This window comes from Subdoligranulum variabile, assembly GCF_025152575.1.
GTDB lineage: Bacteria > Bacillota > Clostridia > Oscillospirales > Ruminococcaceae > Gemmiger > Gemmiger variabilis.
In genome coordinates this window covers 2,189,146-2,207,430 of record NZ_CP102293.1, presented here as the reverse complement: position 1 = coordinate 2,207,430, position 18,285 = coordinate 2,189,146, and the positions used below count along the sequence as shown (strand labels likewise).

The following is an 18,285-nucleotide window of genomic DNA, read 5'->3' as shown; positions in this document are numbered from 1 at the left end:
CTATGCAGGATTCCAAACCCCGCGGTCGCGTCACCATCCCCACCGACATCGACGTGATCCCCCAGACCAAAGAACTGCTGGCGCGCTGGGGCGCCGACGCCATCCGCGACTGTGACGGCACCGACTTTCCGCAGGAACTCAAAGACACCGGCGCCAAAGTCTACGCCACCTACTACACCACCCGCAAGGACAATGCCTGGGCCAAGGCCCACCCCGAGGAAGTGCAGCAGTGCTACATCATGACGGCGTTCTACACCGCCGACGAGGGTCCGCTGTCCATCCCGCTGATGAAGGGCATCAGCCCCGAGCTCATGCAGCCCAACACCCGGGACGACATCACCCGCTGGTGGGAGGTGGTGGACCGCACCACCGGCCAGCCCATCCCTGCGGCCGCCTGGTGTTATGACGAGAGCACCGGCTGCGTCATCATCGACAAACCCGCCCCCTACCATGAGTACACCGTCAGTTTCCTGGCCTACCTGATCTGGGACCCTGTGCATATGTACAACGCCGTGGTCAACGACTGGAAGGACTTTGAGCACCAGATCACCTTCGACGTGCGCCAGCCCAAGACCCACCAGTACACCATGGAGCGGCTGCGCAAGTTCATCGAGACTCACCCCTACGTCAACGTCATCCGGTATACCACCTTCTTCCATCAGTTCACCCTGATGTTCGACGAACTCAAGCGGGAAAAGTACGTGGACTGGTACGGTTATTCCGCCAGCGTCAGCCCTTATATTCTCCAGCAATTTGAGGAAGAGGTGGGTTACAAGTTCCGCCCCGAGTTCATCATCGACCAGGGCTACTACAACAACCAGTACCGGGTGCCCAGCAAGGAGTACAAGGACTTCCAGGCCTTCCAGCGCCGGGAGGTGGCGAAACTGGTGCGGGAGATGACCGACATCACCCACGAGTACGGCAAGGAAGCCATGATGTTCCTGGGCGACCACTGGATCGGCACCGAACCTTTCATGCCGGAGTTCCAGCAGGCCGGGGTGGATGCCGTGGTGGGCAGCGTGGGCAACGGTTCCACCCTGCGCCTGATCTCCGACATCAAAGGCGTCAAGTACACCGAGGGCCGGTTCCTGCCCTACTTCTTCCCCGACACCTTCCACGAGGGCGGCGACCCCGTCCGGGAAGCCAAGGAAAACTGGGTCACCGCCCGCCGGGCCATCCTGCGCAGCCCCATCGACCGCATCGGCTACGGCGGCTACCTGAAACTGGCCTGTGAATTCCCCGAGTTCCTCGACTATGTGGAGAGCGTTTGCAACGAGTTCCGGGAGCTGTACGGCAACATCAAGGGCACCACGCCCTACTGCGTCAAGACGGTAGCCGTGCTGAACTGCTGGGGCAAGATGCGGGCCTGGGGCTGCCACATGGTGCACCACGCCCTCTACCAGAAGCAGAACTACAGCTACGCCGGCGTCATCGAGGCGCTGTCCGGCGCGCCCTTTGATGTGAAGTTCATCAGCTTTGACGACATCAAGGCAGACCCCCATGTACTGGATTCCATCGACGTGCTCATCAACGTGGGCGACGGCGATACCGCCCACACCGGCGGTAAGGTCTGGGAGGATCCCGAAATTGCTGCGGCGGTCAAGGGCTTTGTCTACCGCGGCGGCGGCCTCATTGGCGTGGGTGAGCCGGGCGGCCACCAGTACCAGGGCCGGTACCTGCAGCTGGCAGCCCCCCTGGGCGTGGAGAAGGAGACCGGCTTCACCCTGAACTACGACAAGTACAACTGGGAGGAGCACCGGGACCACTTCATCCTGGCCGACTGCCCCGACCACGATGTGGACTTCGGCGAGGGCAAGAAGAGCATCTACGCCTTGGAGGGCACCGAGATCCTGATCCAGCGGGACAAGGAAGTGCAGATGGCCGCCCATGACTACGGCCAGGGCCGCGGCGTCTACATCAGCGGCCTGCCCTACAGCTTCATCAACAACCGGGTGCTCTACCGCGCCATTCTGTGGGCGGCCCATGCCGAAGACCAGCTGCACACCTGGTTTTCCACCAACTGCAACGCGGAAGTCCACGCCTATGTCAAGAACGGTAAATACTGCGTGGTCAACAACACCTACGAACCGCAGGACACCACGGTCTACCGGGGCGACGGGTCCAGCTTTGATCTGCACCTGGACGCCAACGAGATCCGCTGGTACGAGATCTGAGGGGGATTTTATATGGAATACTGTTTTGAACACCCCGATGTGCTGGCTGCCTGGGACTGGGGCGGCACGGTAGCCGGTGCCCTTCCCTATGGTGAGGGACACATCAACGCCACCCACTGCATCTATGTACAGCTGCCCGACGGGGACAGCCGCCGCTATATTCTGCAGAAAATCAACACCGCCACCTTCACCGACCCCGACGGTCTGATGGAGAACATCTGCGGTGTGACGGAATATCTGCGTCAACAAGCTGTGGCACGGGGTGCCGATCCCGCCCGGGTGACGCTACAGGTCATCCCCACAAAGGACGGCAAGCCGTACTACCGGGATGCCCAGGATGGCTGCTGGCGGGTCTACGCCTTTGTGGAAAATACCGTCTGCCTGCAGCAGGTCCAGACGCCGGAGGATTTTTACCAGAGCGCGGTAGCCTTCGGCAATTTCCAGAAGCAGCTGGCCGGCTACCCCGCCGCCACCCTGCACGAGACGATCCCCCATTTTCACGACACGCCCCGCCGGTTCGACAACTTCGAGAAGGCCCTGGCCGCCGACACCATGGGCCGGGCCAAGGACGTAGCCGCGGAGATCGCTTTCGTGCGCGCCCGCAAGGCCGACTGCGCCTATATGACCGATCTGCTGGCCGCCGGCAAGCTGCCGCTGCGGGTCACCCACAACGACACCAAGCTCAACAACATCCTGTTTGACAAGGCCACCGGCGAAGGCCTCTGCGTCATCGACCTGGACACCGTCATGCCGGGTCTGGCCGCCAATGATTTCGGAGATTCCATCCGGTTCGGCGCCAACCACAACGCCGAGGATGAGCCCGACCAGTCCAAGGTGCACTTTGCCCTGAATCTCTTTGAGATCTACACCAAAGGATTCCTCCAGGCCGCCGGGGACGCCTTTACCCCCCTGGAAAAGGAGACCCTGCCCTGGGGCGCCAAGCTCATGACGCTGGAATGCGGCATCCGCTTCCTGACCGACTACCTGGAGGGCGATCACTACTTCCACACCACCCGGCCGGGGCAGAACCTTGACCGGGCCCGCACCCAGTTCAAGCTGGTGCAGGACATGGAGGACTGCTGGGCGCAGATGGCCGCCATCGTGGAAAAATACAGCTGAGCGTTTCTCTTCCTACTGAAAATCCCGCGGCGGGACTCCGGACCGGAACCCGCCGCGGGATTTTTCATGTTTACCGATTGAGCAGCCAGACCGCCCCGTTGAGATACCCCGCAAAGGTCACCCACAACAGATAGGGGATCTGCAGCCAGGCCGCCGGACGGCTGACGGCCGCAAAGGCAGCGATCATGGCCAGGATGGCCAGCCAGAGGATCACCAGGCAGAGCAGCGCCGCAAAATAATACCCGCCGCCGAAGAACAGCAGACTCCAGCTGAAATTCAGTGCCAGCTGCAAAGCCCAGAACACCACCGCCTGGGTCACCCCTGCCCCGCCTTTATACACCACCAGCCCCAGCCCGACGCCCATGAGGAGATAGAGCACCGACCACACGATGGGAAACACCGCCCCCGGCGGCGTCAACGGCGATTTTTCCAACAGCGGATAGACCGTTTCCAGCCCTGTGCGGGACAGAAATCCCGCCAGGCCGCCCACGGCCAGTGCGATAACCGGAAACACAAAAAATCCCCATTTTTTCATTGCCTGCACCTCCCTGTTCCCACTGTATGCAGGATGGGCCGGTGGGGGTGCATCCAGACAAAAAAAGCGACTGCTTCCGGGAGCAGCCGCTTTTCATGGCTTTGTGTCAAGATCCGGCGATCATATCAATGCCTTTCTGCAGGGTGTCGCCGTCGATGGCGCCCCGGGCCCAGGCCGTGATGGTACCATCCGCCGCAATGAAGTAGGTGGTGGGCAGCGAATAGACGCTGTAGGTCATGGCGGCGTCGGCATCGGTGTCAAACAGCACCGGGAAGGTATAGCCCTCCTGCGCCAGCAGCGCCTGGGCGTCTTCCTTGGTCTCCCGGCCGGTGGTCATGTTCACCATCAGGAACTGCACATCGGCCAGTTCCTCATATTTCTGCTGGAATTCCGGCATCTCGCTCTGGCAGGGGCCACACCAGCTGGCCCAGAAATTCAGCACCAGCGGCTTTCCGAAGTAGTCCGAGAGCTTCACCGCGTTGCCGTCGGCGTCATAGGCTGTGAAGTCCGGCGCGGTCTGGACAGCTTCCGCCGTGGGTTCCGCCGCCTCGGCGGTGGCCGCCGTCTGTTCCGGCGAAGCCGTCTGGGCGGGGACGGGCGTTGCCTCCACCGCCAGCTGATTGGGGGCATACCGGCTGCCGAGGGTCTTATACAGAATTCCCGCGCCGACGATGAGCACGACGAGCAGGGCAACCAGAATTCCGGTCACTTTGTTACGCATGGTTTCCTCCTTAACTGAGCAGGCTCAGGAAGCGGCCCATCAGGCCGGTGGCCATCAGCACACCCACCAGAATAAGGAAACCGCCGCTGACTGCATTGATGATATCGTAATGGCGCTTGATCCAGTCAAAGGCCGTCTTCAGCCGGTCGATGAGCACCGCACTCAAGACAAAGGGCACGCCCAGGCCCAGGGAATAGACTAAGAGCAGCAGCATGCCTTCCAGCACATGGCCCTGCTGGGAGGCCAGCGCCAGCGCCGAGCCCAGGAAGGCGCCCACACAGGGGGTCCACCCCACCGAGAAGATCACCCCGAATACCAGCGCCGAGAAGAAATTCATGTTGTCGGCCCGGACGGCGTGGTGGCTGCCCTTGAAGAGGGTCAGCCTGATGACGCCGAGGAAGTTCAGCCCAAAGAAGATGACGACGAGACCGGAGATCACATTGACCGCCGTCTGGTGGTGCTGCAGAAAACTGCCCAGCGTACCGGCCAGCGCTCCCAGCAGTACAAAGACCACGGTAAAGCCGGTGACGAAACCGGCGGCACCGGTCAGCGTCTTGCGGGAAGAATGTTCCCCGCCGCCTGCAAAGTAGGACAGGTAGACGGGCAGCATGGGCAGCAGGCAGGGCGAAACGAAGGTGATGATACCTTCAAGGAAGGAAATCAGATATTGCATCGGCAAAACTCCTGTTGCTTGGTGTGTATGGACATTGTATCGTGATCCCGCGGCCAATTCCGTGACAAGGTCACGCAGCCGGGCTATTGCTTTATCCTACCACATCGCCGGGTTTCTCCGCAACCGGAGGCAGGCGGAATTTTGCCGGACATTTTCCCGGAAAGTATGCTATAATGAAGAAAAATTGTCAAGGAGGGTCTTCCATGCTGGAAGTTTTGTTCAGCGACAGCGCCGCCGGCAGCATGAAGTACGGCATGCATCATGGTGCGGAGATCGGCGGGGCCATCAGCGTCATTGCCACCGATGAAAAGGGGTGTCCTGTTTCCTCGGAAGAAACGGCCCGGCTGCAGCGGGAGGCGGAAGAAAAGGAGCGCCGCCGCTGGGCCGAAGCGGTGCCGCTGGAGAGCAGTGTGCAGGATATTCTGCCCTTTTCCCTCTGGCTGAGCATCGGCCCCATCGACGAGGAGGGGATCGGCCCCGCGCGGGAAGCGACGCTGACCCGGCTGCTTTCCATCTATCCCCAGGGGCAGCAGACCGCCGCCGAGATCCTGACCGCCGCCCGCCAGCGGCTGCGCAACCTGCTGACCCGGGCATCCAAAGAACCGGTGCGCCTCTGGGTGGATCACACCCCCGACGCCGCCTGCGGACTGCGCTGGGTGCTGGCGCAGCTGCGCCCCCTGGGGTTGAAGCACCTCGACCTGCGGGTGGTGGAATTGCCCGCCCAGGCCCCCCACAAAGAAGGCGGCCTGATCTTGCGCAATCTGGGGGAACTGCATCCCAGCGAGTGGGGTGGTCTGGCCAGGGACGCGCGTGTGCTGCCCGCCGCCCAGGCTGCCGCCCTCGTCACCCAGTGGCAGACGCTGCAGGCGCAAAATGCTCCGCTGCGGGCGGTACTCAACGGGGTGCTGGTCAGCGCGGATGAAGGGCTGTATGACCCTTACCTGCGGCGGATGCTGGACGGTCTGCCCGACACCTTCCGCGAAGCCGAACTCATCGGGCGGACGCTGGGACAGTTCCCCCTGGGCTGCGGCGACGCCTGGCTGGCCCTGCGGGTGGAGCAGTGGATCGCCGACGGAAAGCTGCAGGCGGTGACCCAGCCGGAACCTGACAGCCCCCTCTACCACCGGACGCTGCGAAAAATCACCGTCTGATATAGATACAAACCCAAAATCCCGGAAATTTCCCTTGCTGGAAAATTCCGGGATTTTTTTGGAATTTGTTGCAAAAAAACAATTGGTCCGATCGTTAGTATAGGCAAAGGATCATTTTTCCTCTTGCCAAGGAGGTTTTCTCTATGAAGATTTTACTGACGACCGACACCTGGACCCCCACCGTCAACGGGGTGGTCACTTCCACTGTAGCGCTGCGCACTGAGCTGCTGGCCCGGGGCCATGATGTCCGGGTGCTGACGCTGGCGGGCAGCGGCCGCACCTTCACCGAGGACGGCGTGACCTATCTGGGTTCCCTGGACGCGGGGCTCATCTACCCCGGCGCCCGGCTCCGGGCCCCTGCCCTGAACGGCGCGCTCCATGCCCTGGCCGCCTGGCAGCCCGACGTGGTGCACTCCCAGTGCGAGTTCAGCACCTTTGCCCCCGCCCGGCAGCTGGCCAAAGCCGCCGGTGCACCGCTGCTCCATACCTACCACACCGTCTATGAGGATTATACCCACTACTTCTCCCCCAGCCGCCGGATGGGCCGGTGCCTGGCGGAGCTGTTCACCCGCAGCATCTGTGCCTCCTGCGATGCCGTCATCGCCCCCACCCGGAAGATCAAGTGGCTGCTCACCGGCTACGGCGTACACTGCCCGGTGGAGGTCATCCCCACCGGGCTGGACCTGGACCGCTTTGCCGTACAGCCCGACCCGGCCCTGCGCCGGGCATTGGATCTGCCGGAGAGCGAACCGGTGCTGCTCTACCTGGGACGGCTGGCCAAGGAGAAAAACATTGCCGAACTCATTGCCGCGCTGCCGCAGATCGCCCGGGGGGTACTGCTCATTGTGGGGGACGGGCCCGAACGTGCCACCCTGGAACAGCTGGCCGAAGAGCTGGGGGTAGCCCATCGGATACGGTTTGCAGGCATGGTCGCCCCCGCGGACGTGCCCTGCTACTATGCCCTGGCCGACGCCTTTGTGAGCGCCTCCACCAGCGAAGCCCAGGGGCTGACCTACATCGAGGCACTGGCCGCCGGGCTGCCGTTGCTTTGCCGGGACGACCCCTGCGTGCGGAGTCTCATCACGCCGGGGCAGGACGGCTGGATCTACCATACCGCGGAGGAGCTGGCTGCCCTGGCCAACGCCCTGCCCTGGGGCCCTGCCGCCGAACCGCTGCGGCAGAAAGCCCGCCAGGCTGCCGCGCCCTATGGCCGGCAGACCTTCGGCGCCTCGGTGGAAGCACTCTACCGGCGCACCATTCTGGACAAAACCGCGGCGCCCCGCGCCGCCCGACCCAAGGGGGTACTTCTATGGTAAAAACCATCAACCGTGCAGCCTCGGTGCTGGGGCTGGTGCTCTGCTGCGTGATGGCCTATTCCTTCTGGCGCGCCGGGCTGTTTGACTCCCGGGAGGCACTGACCTCCTACATCGGCCAGTTCGGCTGGGCCGGACCGGTGGTCTTCATGGCGTTCCAGGCCGTGCAGGTGGTCATCCCCATCCTGCCCGGCGGACTGGGGTGTCTGGCGGGCGTCATCCTCTTCGGCGCCTGGCAGGGTTTCTGGTACAACTACATCGGCATCTGCGTGGGTTCCCTGGCGGCTTTCGCCATCGCCCGTGCCTGCGGACGGCCGCTGCTGGAATCCCTGTTTCCGCCCAAGATGATTGAAAAATACGACCGCTGGATGGGCACCGGCAACCGGTTTGCCCGGTGGTTTGCCTTCCTGATCTTTATTCCGGTGGCCCCCGACGACTACCTGTGTTTTCTGGCCGGGACCACCCGCATCGACTGGCGGCTCTACACCGCCATCATCTTCCTGTGCAAGCCGGCGGCCATCGCCCTCTACAGTCTGGGGCTGACCGTGGTGGCACAGAACGTACTGGGACTCTGGAGGTGACGGAAATGTTTCGTGTGCATATCTACAGCGGATCGCTGGCTCTGGTGGGCAAAAGCGGCGTGGGACAGGCTGCCAACCATCAGCATGAGGCCCTGGAGCGCACCGGGGTATCGGTGGTCACCGACTGGCAGCCCCGGGCAGACGTCGTCCACATCAATACCGTGCTGCCCTGCTCCTTCCGGGCGGCCCGCCGCGCCCGGCGGGAGGGCATTCCGGTGATCTGGTACGGTCACTCCACCGAGGCGGATTTCCGCCACTCCTTTGTAGGGTCCGATCTGCTGGCCCCCCTCTTCAAGCGGTGGCTCTGCCTGTGCTACAACCAGGCCGACCTGATCCTGACCCCCACGCCCTATGCAGCAAACATTCTGAACGGCTACGGGCTGCGTCCGCCCGTACAGGCCCTCTCCAATGGGGTGGATACCGATTTCTTTGCCCCTGACCCCGCCCGGCGCCGGGCCTTCCGGGAGGCCTACGGTCTGACGGACCGGGACAAGGCCGTCATCAGCGTGGGGCATTTCATGGAACGCAAAGGCATCCTGGATTTCATCGAACTGGCCCGCAGCACCCCTCAGGTACGGTTTTACTGGTTCGGACACACCGACCCGGCGCTGGTGCCCCGCAAGATCCGCGAGGCCATGGCCGCTGCCCCCGCCAACCTGGAATTTCCGGGATTTCTTTCCCAGAGCGAACTGCGGGACGCCTACTGCGGCGCCGACGCCTTCCTCTTCTGCAGTCACGAGGAGACCGAGGGCATCGTGGTGCTGGAGGCGCTGGCCTGCGGCACTCCCGTTCTGCTGCGGGATATTCCAGTCTACAACGGCTGGCTCACCGACGGCGTCAACGTCTACAAGGGCCGGAACGGCTGGGAACTGCGGCAGAAGCTGGCGGGCATCCTCTCCGGACGGCTGCCCGACCTGACCGAAGCCGGACGCCAGGTGGCCCTGGCCCGCAGCCTGCCCAACATCGGCCGGGCGCTGCAGGACATTTACGCCGCACTGCCTGCCCGGAAGAAATCTTCCCTGCCCCTGCGGCCCCGCCGCCGCATGGCATAAACCAAAAAAATTCCCGGACCGCTTGGGTCCGGGGATTTTTGTTTGTATCAGGATCTGTGCGAGGTGGCACGCAGACGGGCTGTGGCACGGGCCAGGGCCGCCTTGCTGCGGAAATGTTCCTGCTGGCTGCCGTGCTGGCGCAGGCGCTCTTCGGCACGCTCCTTGGCGCGGGCGGCACGGGCCGCATCGATCTCCTCCGGCTTTTCCGCCGTGGAGACCAGCACCACGGCATACTCCGAGGTGATCTCGGCAAAGCCCTGGGTCACAATGACGTTGTGCCAGACGCCGTCCGCCTTGAAGCGGGCCTCGCCCGGCTCCACGGCGGTCACCACCGGCTCATGACCGGGCAGGACGCCGTATTCGCCGTCCAGGGCGGGCAGCACGAGGCTTTCCACCTGGCCGGTATAGAACTGGCGCTCCGGCGTGATGATTTCCAGCTGAAAGGTCTTTTCCATCAGACCGCCCCCTGTGCACGGGCTTTCTCACGCACTTCGTCGATGGTGCCCACCGAGGCGAAGGCGGATTCGGGGTATTTGTCCAGCTCGCCGCCCAGCAGGGCCTCGAAGCCCTTGAGGGTCTCGGCCAGCGGCACGTACCGGCCCTGCAGACCGGTGAACTGTTCGGCCACGAAGAAGGGCTGGGAGAAGAACTGCTGCATCCGGCGCGCACGGGCGACGGTACGGCGGTCATCCTCGGACAGTTCCTCCATACCCAGAATGGCGATGATGTCCTGCAGGTCGCGGTAGCGCTGCAGCAGCTCCTGGGCACCACGGGCGATCTCGTAGTGACGGCGGCCCACGATGTCGGGCTCCAGGATCCGGCTGGTGGATTCCAGCGGGTCAACGGCCGGGTAGATGCCCTGTTCCACGATCTTACGGGACAGAACGGTGGTAGCATCCAGATGGCTGAAGGTGGTGGCGGGCGCCGGGTCGGTCAGGTCATCGGCGGGCACATAGACGGCCTGCACCGAGGTGATGGCGCCGTCCTTGGTGGAGGTGATACGCTCCTGCAGAGCACCCACTTCGTCCGCCAGGGTGGGCTGGTAACCGACGGCGGAAGGCATACGGCCCATCAGGGCGCTGACTTCCGAACCGGCCTGGACGTAACGGAAGATGTTGTCGATGAAGAGCAGCACGTTCTGCTTCTGGCGGTCACGGAAGTACTCAGCCATGGTCAGACCGGTGAGGGCCACGCGCATACGGGCTCCCGGCGGTTCGTTCATCTGACCGAAGACCAGGGCGGTCTTGGACAGAACGCCGCTCTCCCCCATCTCGCGCCAGAGGTCGTTGCCCTCACGGGTACGCTCACCGACGCCGGTGAAGATGGAGTAGCCGCCGTGTTCGGTGGCGATGTTGCGGATCAGTTCCTGGATCAGAACGGTTTTGCCAACGCCGGCGCCGCCGAACAGGCCGATCTTGCCGCCCTTGGCGTAGGGAGCCAGCAGGTCGATGACCTTGATGCCGGTCTCCAGAATTTCGGTGGTGGGGCTCTGTTTATCAAAAGCCGGGGGATCCCGGTGGATGGACCACTTTTCAGGGGTTTCCACAGGACCCTTCTCATCGATGGGCTCGCCCAGGACGTTGAACATACGGCCCAGGGTGGCTTCGCCGACGGGCGTCTCGATGGTGTGGCCGGTCGCGATGACTTCGTCACCACGGCCCAGACCTTCACCGGGCGAAAGCAGGATGCAGCGCACGGCGCCGTGTCCGATCTCGCGGGCGACTTCCATCACACGGTGCTCGCCGTCTTTCTCGACGACCAGCTCCTCGTTGATCTGCGGCAGGCTGCCCTCGGCGAACTGTACGTCCACCACGGGGCCCAGCACCTGCGCGATCACACCTTTGTGTTGCATAGCAGTCTTTCCTTTCTCTATGGTTGTCCGGTGGGAGACCGGAAGTTACAGGTCGGCTTCCTCGTCGGCCCAGTCGTCGTCCTCCCAGTCATCGCCGCCCGGCTGCGCGCCGCCGACGATCTCGGTGATCTCCTGGGTGATGGCGGACTGACGCGCACGGTTGTAGTGCAGCGACAGTTCCTTCAGCAGGGACCGGGCGTTGTCGGTGGCGGTGTCCATGGCGTTCATACGGGCGTTCTGCTCGGAGCAGAAGGACTCCACCAGGGTGCCGAACAGCAGCCCTTTCAGGTAGGAAGGTACGATGTGGTTGAGCACGTGCTCAGGGGACGGCACATAGGTCACCACGTGCCGTTCGCTGCCGTCGGCGCTGCGGCGCGGAGTCCAGGGGAAGGCGTCGCGGTCCAGGGGCAGCAGTTTGACCATCCTGGGTTCCATCTGCATGGGGGTGACCATCTCGGTAAAGACCACGTACACTTCATCCAGATGTCCCTTGCGGAACAGCTCGATGAAGGTATCGCCGATCTCCCGGGCACGGTAGACCGTGGGGTCCTGGGCGGTGTACATGAACTCACCGTCGATGTTGACACCCTTGTGCTGGAAGTAGTTGCGGCCGGCCTGGCCGATCAGAAACAGTGTGGGATCCTCCACCTTGGCCATTTCCTCTTCCACCAGGCGCAGCACGTTGTGGTTGTAGGCGCCTGCCAGGCCCTTGTCGCCGGTGATGACGATGTAGCCCACCTTGTGGGGACGGCCGGGACGGGTGTCGAAGTAGACATGGTCCACGCCTGCCGTGCGGTGCAGAATGTCGGAAATGGTCTGGGTGATCTTCTCAAAGTAGGGCTGCACGTCGGTCAGCTGACGGCGGGCCTTGCGCAGCTTGGAGGAGGAGATCAGGTACATGGCGTTGGTGATCTTGAGGGTCTGCTGCACACTGTCGATGTGGGTGCGAATCTCCTTTATGCTTTCCATGTGGCGCTCACCTGCTCTTTGTAGCTCTGCAGCGTGGTGCGGATCTGCTCGGTGGCGGTGCCGGACAATGCACCGGTCTCGTTGATCTCCTGCATCAGGTCAGCCTGCTCGCGCTCCAGCAGGTCGGCGAAATCCTTGGCGAAGGCGGCGGACTTCTCCACCGGCACGTCGTTCAGCAGGCCGTTGGTGGCGATGTACAGGATAACCGCCTGGCGGGCCACCGACATGGGCGAGCAGAGGGGCTGGCGCAGCAGCGCCATCATCCGCTTGCCGTGGTCCAGGGCCTGGCGGGTCTCGGCGTCCAGGTCGGAGCTGAACTGGGTGAAGACTTCCAGTTCACGGTACCGGGCCAGGTCGATACGCAGGGTACCGGCGGTCTTCTTGATGGCCCGGGTCTGGGCGGCACCGCCCACACGGGACACCGACAGGCCCACGTTGACGGCGGGGCGCTGGCCCGAGAAGAACAGGCCGCTTTCCAGGTAGATCTGGCCGTCGGTGATGGAAATGACGTTGGTGGGAATATAGGCCGAAACGTCGCCGGCCTGGGTCTCGACGATAGGCAGGGCCGTCATGGAACCGCCGCCGTACTCCTTGGTCAGGCGGCAGGCGCGCTCCAGCAGACGGGAATGCAGATAGAAGACGTCGCCGGGATAGGCTTCACGGCCGGGAGAACGGCGCAGCAGCAGGGACAGCGTACGGTAGGCCACCGCGTGCTTGGACAGGTCATCGTAGACGATGAGGACGTCCTTGCCCTTGGACATGAAGTATTCGCCCATGGCAGCGCCCGCATAGGGAGCGATGTACTGCATGGAAGCACCCTCGGCGGCGGGAGCCGACACGATGATGCTGTACTCCATGGCGCCGTGCTTCTTCAGGGTCTCCCGCAGGCGGGCGACGGTGGAAGCCTTCTGGCCGATGGCCACGTAGATGCAGATCATATCCTGCCCCTTCTGGTTCAGGATGGCATCGGTGGCGATGGAGGTCTTGCCGGTCTGGCGGTCGCCGATGATCAATTCACGCTGGCCGCGGCCGATGGGCACCATGGCGTCGATGGCCAGGATGCCGGTCTGCATGGGCTGGGTGACCGGTTCACGGCTGACCACGCCGGAGGCCTCATGCTCGATGGGGCGGGTCTCGGTGCAGTCGATGGGGCCCAGGCCATCAATGGGCTGGCCCAGGGCGTTGACGGTACGGCCGATGAGGGCTTCGCCCACCGGCACGTCGGCGGGACGGCCGGTGCGGCGCACCAGGCTGCCCTCGGTCAGACCCTCGGCGCTGCCCAGCAGCACCACACCGGTGCGCTTGCGGCGCAGGTCCAGGATCAGACCGGCGGTGCCGTTCTCAAATTCCACGCGCTCGCCGTAGACGGCGTGGCGCAGGCCGCTGACGTTGGCAATGCCGTCACCGATCTCCAGCACGCGGCCGGTCTCGGTGGCCATGGTATCCCCGGCAGAACCGGAGAGGGCCTCCTTCATCTGGGCAGCCAGCTGATCCAGCGTATCGTCGCTGTTGTTGTTCTCGATGCCGCGGGCCAGACGGTCCAGACGGCCCTTGACGCTGCGGTCATAGGTCACGCCGTCGATATCCAGCACAAAACCGCCCAGCAGGCTGGGGTCGATCTTGATCTGCAGCACCACATTGTCGGCGCCGCGCAGCTTGCAGGCCGCCTTGCGCACGGCCTCCTGGGTGGCCTCGTCCGGCTGACGGGCGCAGGTCATCACACATTCCATACCGCCCTGGGCATTCAGTGCCAGGCGGGAAAATTCCGGCAGGATCTCCGGCAGGGCGTTCAGATGACCTTCCGCCAGCAGCAGCTGCAGGAAAGCCTTCAGCGCGTCCTGTCCGTCCAGCTGCGGCGCACCGGCCAGCAGCTCCTTCTTCTCGGCGTCGGTGGTGGCATCACTCACCAGCACGTTCCAGCGCTGGGTGTCCGCCATCAGGGCATCGGCGGCAGCGCGCACGGCCCCCGCGTCGCCCTGGGCAGCCCCGAACAGGGCCGCAGCGTAACGCTCGGTCGCTTCGCTCATGCCTGCTCACCCACCTTTGCCAAGAATTCCTCCGCCAGCGCACGGTCGGAGTCGGTATCCAGCCGCTTGCCGGCCACCTCGGTGGCGGCCATCACGGCCAGATGGGCCACTTCGCCGCGGGCAGTGCGCAACATCTCGCTGCGCTCGGCGGCAATGCGGGCCTCGGCTTCCGCCGCCGTCTGCTTGGCGTCGGCTTCGGCCTGCGCCATACGGTCGGCGTAGGCCACATCGGCACGGCGCTTGGCGTCCGCCACCAGATCGGCGGCTTCCTGCCGGGCACCGGCCAGTTTCGTCTCATATTCCTGCTTGGTCTTCTGGGCCTCGGCGTTGTTTTTCTCGGCCTCCTCGACCTGGCTGCGGATCAGCTGCTCACGCTGTTCAAGCACGGCATTGATGCGCCCAAACAGGAATTTGCGGAAAAAGAAATACAAAATCAACAGGTTGACGATGGTAAAAAAGATCGTCCACGGCTGGAAATCCAGCATTTGGGCACACCTCCTTTTAACCCACGAAGATGATGATCAGCGCGGTGATGAAACCGAAGATGGCAGTACCTTCTGCCATGGCGCAGCCCAGCAGCAGGGTGCTGTTGATCTTGCCGGATGCTTCGGGCTGACGGGCGATGGCGTCGCTGGCGTGGCCGGTGGCGATGCCGATACCGATACCGGCGCCAAAACCGGTGAGAACTGCGAGACCTGCGGCGATGATTCCGATAGACATAGTAGTTTCCTCCTGAAAGTTCTTTTCATGGGAGCGCGGCATGTACCGCGCGGGTGGGGGCGGGGCTTACTCTTCTTCCTTGATGCCCTCGCCTGCGAACAGAGCGGTCAAAAAGACAAAGACAATGGTCTGGATGAGGCCGTCGAACAGATCGAAGTAGATGCAGAAGACGGCGGGCACCACGGCGGGTACCAGGTACTTGATGATCTCCATGATGATGAAAGCGCCCAGAACGTTGCCGAACAGTCGCATGCACAGCGCCAGCGGACGGATGGCGATTTCCATCAGGTTGATGGGGAGCAGCACAGGCATGGGGTCGGCAAAACGCTTCATACCGCCGCGCAGACCGTTGTAGCGGAACTGCGCACCGTAGATCAGCACCAGGCTCATGAACGCCAGGGCGGCGGTCACGCTGACGTCCTTGGTGGGGGGCGTCAGGCCGAAAATGCTGATGATGTTTGCCAGGCCGATGTAAAGCGCCACGCTGCCCAGATAGGGGGCAAAGGGCCGCCAGTGGGGGCCGATGGTCTCCTTGACGAATCCGTTGAGGAACTCCACGGCGGATTCCAGAATGACCTGCAGCTTACCGGGGTTGCTGACCTTCAGATTGCGGGTGGCCAGCAGCGTGAAGATGATCCAGAACGCCATAATGATCCAGGTCACCAGCACGGCCGAGCTGATGGGAATGCCGCCGAGGACCGGGATCGTGAACGCGGTCTCATTGGCAAGGGCATCAACCAGGGCTTCTTTAAAACCTTCCAAACTTGTTCACCTCTTTTTCGTACCCATCTTACGCCCGCGGCGGCGGGGTGGTAAGTCTTACGAAAATAAAAAAAACAAAACCGTGCAAAGGGATGCATTTGTCCTGCCGATGGCGGAGAAACTTTGTGCAAGATTGACGATTCTGTACGAAGGTGGTATCATTACCGCAGAAACTGTCCTATTATAAAAAAGGGGTGTCCTATGGAAAAGAAGTCGACCGGCCATACCGTCTACCAGCAGATCCGCCGGGTGTCGGTGCTGGGCATTCTGGTAGCCATGGTGCTGGCCACCGGCGCAGGGCTTTCGCTGAACCTTTTCCAGGAGCGGCGCATCCGCGACGACACCCTGACCACCGCGGTGCAGGCGGTCTCCCATACGCTGACCATCACCGACGGCGACGAACCCGCCCTCATCATGGAATATGTGGACCGGACGGTGCACGGCATCTCGGGCATTGACCTTTTTGCCGTCTACGACGCCGACGGCCAGCCGGTCTATCTGTGCGACGTCACCGACAGCGAGAGCAGCGCCGCTTCCCTGGAATCGCTGGACGAGGCCCTTATGAACCGCTTGTCCGCGAGTGAGGATGCCCTGCTGGACGATGCCCGTGCCCCCGAGGGCGCCGACCACTGCGCCTACGCCGCCGTGCACCGCCCTGACGGATCGGTCAAAGGCTATGTGATGGCCGGGCTCTACCTGAGTTCCATCCGCTCCACCGGTCTGCGCACACTGGAGATCTATCTGCTCATCGGCGCGGCAGCGTTGGGGGTAGGTTCCTTTTTGAGCATGCAGCTGGCCCAGCGCATCAAGAGCGACCTGCTGGGCTACGAGCCGGACGCCTTCCGCGATCTGTTTTTGCGCCGGATGGAGCTGCTGGACGCCCTGGACGAGGGACTGCTGGCCATCGACCGGGAGGAGCACATCATCTACATCAACCGGGCGGCGGCTGAGATGCTCTCCTTTGACAAAAGCGCTGTGGTGGGCAAGCCTCTGTCCGAGGTTTATCCCCAATCCACCATCCCCCGGGTCATGCACACCGAACAGCCGGAGTACAACATCAGCCTGGAATCGCTGCACCACATCCGCATCCTTTCCGACCGGATGCCGGTACGCCGGGACGGACAGATCGTGGGCGCGGTGGCGATTTTCCGCAACCGCACCGAAGTGGCCAACCTGGCCCGGGAACTGACCGGCGTGCAGCATATCGTGGAGGCCATGCGCGCCTACACCCACGAATTCATGAACAAGCTCCACGTGATCCTGGGGCTTCTGCAACTGGGCGAGGCCAAGCAGGCCGAGGACTATGTGCTCCAGCTGACCCAGACCAAGGCCCTGTCGGTGGGGCGGATCTCCCAGAGCATCGCCGAGCCGTCGGTGGCGGCGCTGCTCATCGGCAAGAGCTGCCGCGCGGCAGAGCTGGGAGTGCGGCTTACCCTGGACCCTGAGAGCCACCTGAGTTCCGACACCCACTACCTGCCCGCCTCCGGTATGATCACCATTCTGGGCAATCTCATCGAGAACGCTTTCGACGCCTTCGGCAATACCCCTTCCGACACCCTGCATGAGATCGACGTCTCGGTGCGGGAGAGCGAACGGGGGCTGATCCTGAGCGTGGACGACAACGCCTGCGGCATGCCGGAGGAAGTCCGGGAACACATCTTTGAGCGGGGCAGCACCTCCAAGGGGGAGGGCCACGGCACCGGACTGTTCTTAGTCAAGAGCGTGGTGGACGCCTACGACGGTGAGATCCGGGTGGAGTCCACCCAGGGCGTGGGCAGTTCCTTCATCATTACCTTCCGTCCGCCCCGGGCGGCGGACACCTGAGAAAGAGGCAAATCATGTACACCGTTGTCATCGTAGAAGACGATCCCATGATCACCGAACTGAACCGCCGGTACGCCGAGAAGGATGGCCGGTTCACGGTGGCCCAGACCTTCAGCCAGCCCCGCCGGGCGCTGGACTGGCTGCGGCACAACCCTGCCGACCTGGTGATCCTGGATTTCTACATGCCCCAGATGAACGGGCTGGAATTCCTGCGGGCGGTGCGCGCCGCCGGGGTGGAATCCGACGTCATCATGATCACCGCCGCCAACGACGCCGCCACCGTGGAGGCGCTAACCCGGCTGGGGGTGGTGGACTATCTGGTCAAGCCCTTTGCCTACGAGCGTTTCTGCCGGGCGCTGGATGCCTTCTGCCGACGGCGCAGCGCCATGCGGGGCAGCCTGGACCAGACCGCCCTGGACAATCTGCTTCACGCGGTGCCCCCTGCCCCGGCCACGCTGCCCAAGGGGATGCAGGCACAGACCCAGGAACGGGTGCTGGCCTGCATGCGGGATGACCCAGGCCACGCCTACACCTGCGAGGAGATTGCCGCAGCCTCCGGACTTTCGGTGGTGACGGTGCGGCGCTACATGGGCTATCTGGCCCAGCAGGGACAGGTGACCGGCGACATGAACTACGGCACCGGCGGCCGGCCCTGTCTGGTCTACCGGCTGGCGACCTGAATCCTTGGAATTTACCGCCGCACCTTGCTTGGGTGCGGCGGTTGACTTTTGGATCAAAAAGTTTTATACTGATTGTTGTACGTTGTTTTGTATCGTCGGGGCCGGGACCTGCTTTGCGGGACCTGCCCCGCG

18 protein-coding genes are annotated in these 18,285 nt (G+C 63.2%); 8 read left to right on the top strand and 10 right to left on the bottom strand.

What is annotated here, in order from left to right:
- Positions 1-2: 2 nt before the first annotated feature.
- Together gnpA and NQ490_RS10285 are read left to right on the top strand one after the other, a co-directional pair.
- Complete coding sequence (gene gnpA / locus NQ490_RS10290; protein ID WP_007045694.1) at positions 3-2,174, top strand: 1,3-beta-galactosyl-N-acetylhexosamine phosphorylase; 2,172 nt, start codon at positions 3-5, stop codon at positions 2,172-2,174.
- 12 nt (positions 2,175-2,186) lie between these two features.
- On the top strand, positions 2,187-3,293 hold the full coding sequence (locus NQ490_RS10285) for a phosphotransferase enzyme family protein (protein ID WP_007045693.1): 1,107 nt from the start codon (positions 2,187-2,189) through the stop codon (positions 3,291-3,293).
- A 70-nt stretch (positions 3,294-3,363) separates the two neighbouring features.
- On the opposite strand, the gene NQ490_RS10280 is transcribed toward NQ490_RS10285, so the two are convergent.
- The 3 genes from NQ490_RS10280 to NQ490_RS10270 form a co-directional block, all read right to left on the bottom strand.
- A complete protein-coding gene (locus NQ490_RS10280) occupies positions 3,364-3,828 on the bottom strand; it encodes a TspO/MBR family protein (protein ID WP_007045692.1) in 465 nt (154 codons plus the stop codon).
- A gap of 106 nt (positions 3,829-3,934) precedes the next feature.
- The gene (locus NQ490_RS10275; protein WP_007045691.1) at positions 3,935-4,549 is read right to left on the bottom strand and encodes a TlpA family protein disulfide reductase; all 615 of its coding nucleotides are present in this window, start codon (positions 4,547-4,549) and stop codon (positions 3,935-3,937) included.
- Between the two features lie 10 nt (positions 4,550-4,559).
- Positions 4,560-5,222 carry a cytochrome c biogenesis CcdA family protein gene (locus NQ490_RS10270; protein WP_007045690.1) on the bottom strand — a complete coding sequence of 221 codons (663 nt, stop codon included), beginning with the start codon at positions 5,220-5,222 and terminating at the stop codon, positions 4,560-4,562.
- A gap of 203 nt (positions 5,223-5,425) precedes the next feature.
- On the opposite strand from NQ490_RS10270, the gene NQ490_RS10265 reads away from it, so the two are divergent.
- From NQ490_RS10265 to NQ490_RS10250, 4 genes are all read left to right on the top strand, one after another.
- Entirely contained in the window at positions 5,426-6,373 is a 948-nt protein-coding gene (locus NQ490_RS10265; RefSeq protein WP_007045689.1) for a DUF3658 domain-containing protein, read from the top strand.
- Between the two features lie 143 nt (positions 6,374-6,516).
- On the top strand, positions 6,517-7,689 hold the full coding sequence (locus tag NQ490_RS10260) for a glycosyltransferase (protein WP_007045688.1): 1,173 nt from the start codon (positions 6,517-6,519) through the stop codon (positions 7,687-7,689).
- Positions 7,683-8,267: a TVP38/TMEM64 family protein gene (locus NQ490_RS10255; RefSeq protein ID WP_007045687.1), complete on the top strand. Its 585-nt coding sequence runs from the start codon at positions 7,683-7,685 to the stop codon at positions 8,265-8,267. The genes NQ490_RS10260 and NQ490_RS10255 overlap by 7 nt, the downstream gene beginning before the upstream one ends.
- Positions 8,268-8,272: 5 nt before the next feature.
- The gene (locus NQ490_RS10250) at positions 8,273-9,319 is read left to right on the top strand and encodes a glycosyltransferase family 4 protein (RefSeq protein ID WP_007045686.1); all 1,047 of its coding nucleotides are present in this window, start codon (positions 8,273-8,275) and stop codon (positions 9,317-9,319) included.
- A 47-nt stretch (positions 9,320-9,366) separates the two neighbouring features.
- Here NQ490_RS10250 and NQ490_RS10245 read toward each other — a convergent pair whose 3' ends face one another.
- The 7 genes from NQ490_RS10245 to NQ490_RS10215 all read right to left on the bottom strand — a co-directional run bounded on the left by NQ490_RS10245 (position 9,367) and on the right by NQ490_RS10215 (position 15,649).
- Positions 9,367-9,774, bottom strand: coding sequence for a F0F1 ATP synthase subunit epsilon (locus NQ490_RS10245; RefSeq protein WP_007045685.1), 408 nt, complete (start codon positions 9,772-9,774; stop codon positions 9,367-9,369).
- Entirely contained in the window at positions 9,774-11,171 is a 1,398-nt protein-coding gene (gene atpD, locus NQ490_RS10240; protein ID WP_007045684.1) for a F0F1 ATP synthase subunit beta, read from the bottom strand. The genes NQ490_RS10245 and atpD overlap by 1 nt, the downstream gene beginning before the upstream one ends.
- A gap of 45 nt (positions 11,172-11,216) precedes the next feature.
- Positions 11,217-12,140 (bottom strand): ATP synthase F1 subunit gamma, encoded by a 924-nt coding sequence (gene atpG, locus NQ490_RS10235; RefSeq protein WP_007045683.1) that lies wholly within the window; start codon positions 12,138-12,140, stop codon positions 11,217-11,219.
- A complete protein-coding gene (gene atpA / locus NQ490_RS10230; protein WP_007045682.1) occupies positions 12,128-14,167 on the bottom strand; it encodes a F0F1 ATP synthase subunit alpha in 2,040 nt (679 codons plus the stop codon). Before atpA ends, atpG begins: the two co-directional genes overlap by 13 nt.
- The gene (gene atpF / locus NQ490_RS10225) at positions 14,164-14,652 is read right to left on the bottom strand and encodes a F0F1 ATP synthase subunit B (RefSeq protein WP_007045681.1); all 489 of its coding nucleotides are present in this window, start codon (positions 14,650-14,652) and stop codon (positions 14,164-14,166) included. Before atpF ends, atpA begins: the two co-directional genes overlap by 4 nt.
- A gap of 16 nt (positions 14,653-14,668) precedes the next feature.
- The gene (gene atpE / locus NQ490_RS10220; protein WP_040917386.1) at positions 14,669-14,887 is read right to left on the bottom strand and encodes an ATP synthase F0 subunit C; all 219 of its coding nucleotides are present in this window, start codon (positions 14,885-14,887) and stop codon (positions 14,669-14,671) included.
- Positions 14,888-14,953: 66 nt separating this feature from the next.
- Positions 14,954-15,649, bottom strand: a complete 696-nt coding sequence (locus NQ490_RS10215) for a F0F1 ATP synthase subunit A (protein ID WP_007045679.1) — start codon at positions 15,647-15,649, stop codon at positions 14,954-14,956.
- Between the two features lie 201 nt (positions 15,650-15,850).
- Between NQ490_RS10215 and NQ490_RS10210 the strand changes: the two genes are divergently transcribed.
- Positions 15,851-17,473 (top strand): sensor histidine kinase, encoded by a 1,623-nt coding sequence (locus NQ490_RS10210; protein WP_007045678.1) that lies wholly within the window; start codon positions 15,851-15,853, stop codon positions 17,471-17,473.
- A gap of 14 nt (positions 17,474-17,487) precedes the next feature.
- Entirely contained in the window at positions 17,488-18,153 is a 666-nt protein-coding gene (locus tag NQ490_RS10205; protein ID WP_007045677.1) for a response regulator, read from the top strand.
- The last annotated feature ends 132 nt before the right edge of the window (positions 18,154-18,285 follow it).

What these genes read in the sequence shown, in the direction of transcription:
- NQ490_RS10250 (WP_007045686.1), top strand. Translation starts at nt 8,273, where the DNA reads ATGTTTCGTGTGCATATCTACAGCGGATCGCTGGCTCTGGTGGGCAAA.
- atpG (WP_007045683.1), bottom strand. Translation starts at nt 12,140, where the DNA reads ATGGAAAGCATAAAGGAGATTCGCACCCACATCGACAGTGTGCAGCAG.
- NQ490_RS10270 (WP_007045690.1), bottom strand. Translation starts at nt 5,222, where the DNA reads ATGCAATATCTGATTTCCTTCCTTGAAGGTATCATCACCTTCGTTTCG.
- atpE (WP_040917386.1), bottom strand. Translation starts at nt 14,887, where the DNA reads ATGTCTATCGGAATCATCGCCGCAGGTCTCGCAGTTCTCACCGGTTTT.
- NQ490_RS10265 (WP_007045689.1), top strand. Translation starts at nt 5,426, where the DNA reads ATGCTGGAAGTTTTGTTCAGCGACAGCGCCGCCGGCAGCATGAAGTAC.
- gnpA (WP_007045694.1), top strand. Translation starts at nt 3, where the DNA reads ATGCAGGATTCCAAACCCCGCGGTCGCGTCACCATCCCCACCGACATC.
- NQ490_RS10210 (WP_007045678.1), top strand. Translation starts at nt 15,851, where the DNA reads ATGGAAAAGAAGTCGACCGGCCATACCGTCTACCAGCAGATCCGCCGG.
- atpA (WP_007045682.1), bottom strand. Translation starts at nt 14,167, where the DNA reads ATGAGCGAAGCGACCGAGCGTTACGCTGCGGCCCTGTTCGGGGCTGCC.
- NQ490_RS10205 (WP_007045677.1), top strand. Translation starts at nt 17,488, where the DNA reads ATGTACACCGTTGTCATCGTAGAAGACGATCCCATGATCACCGAACTG.
- NQ490_RS10260 (WP_007045688.1), top strand. Translation starts at nt 6,517, where the DNA reads ATGAAGATTTTACTGACGACCGACACCTGGACCCCCACCGTCAACGGG.
- atpF (WP_007045681.1), bottom strand. Translation starts at nt 14,652, where the DNA reads ATGCTGGATTTCCAGCCGTGGACGATCTTTTTTACCATCGTCAACCTG.
- NQ490_RS10280 (WP_007045692.1), bottom strand. Translation starts at nt 3,828, where the DNA reads ATGAAAAAATGGGGATTTTTTGTGTTTCCGGTTATCGCACTGGCCGTG.
- NQ490_RS10275 (WP_007045691.1), bottom strand. Translation starts at nt 4,549, where the DNA reads ATGCGTAACAAAGTGACCGGAATTCTGGTTGCCCTGCTCGTCGTGCTC.
- NQ490_RS10245 (WP_007045685.1), bottom strand. Translation starts at nt 9,774, where the DNA reads ATGGAAAAGACCTTTCAGCTGGAAATCATCACGCCGGAGCGCCAGTTC.
- NQ490_RS10255 (WP_007045687.1), top strand. Translation starts at nt 7,683, where the DNA reads ATGGTAAAAACCATCAACCGTGCAGCCTCGGTGCTGGGGCTGGTGCTC.
- atpD (WP_007045684.1), bottom strand. Translation starts at nt 11,171, where the DNA reads ATGCAACACAAAGGTGTGATCGCGCAGGTGCTGGGCCCCGTGGTGGAC.
- NQ490_RS10285 (WP_007045693.1), top strand. Translation starts at nt 2,187, where the DNA reads ATGGAATACTGTTTTGAACACCCCGATGTGCTGGCTGCCTGGGACTGG.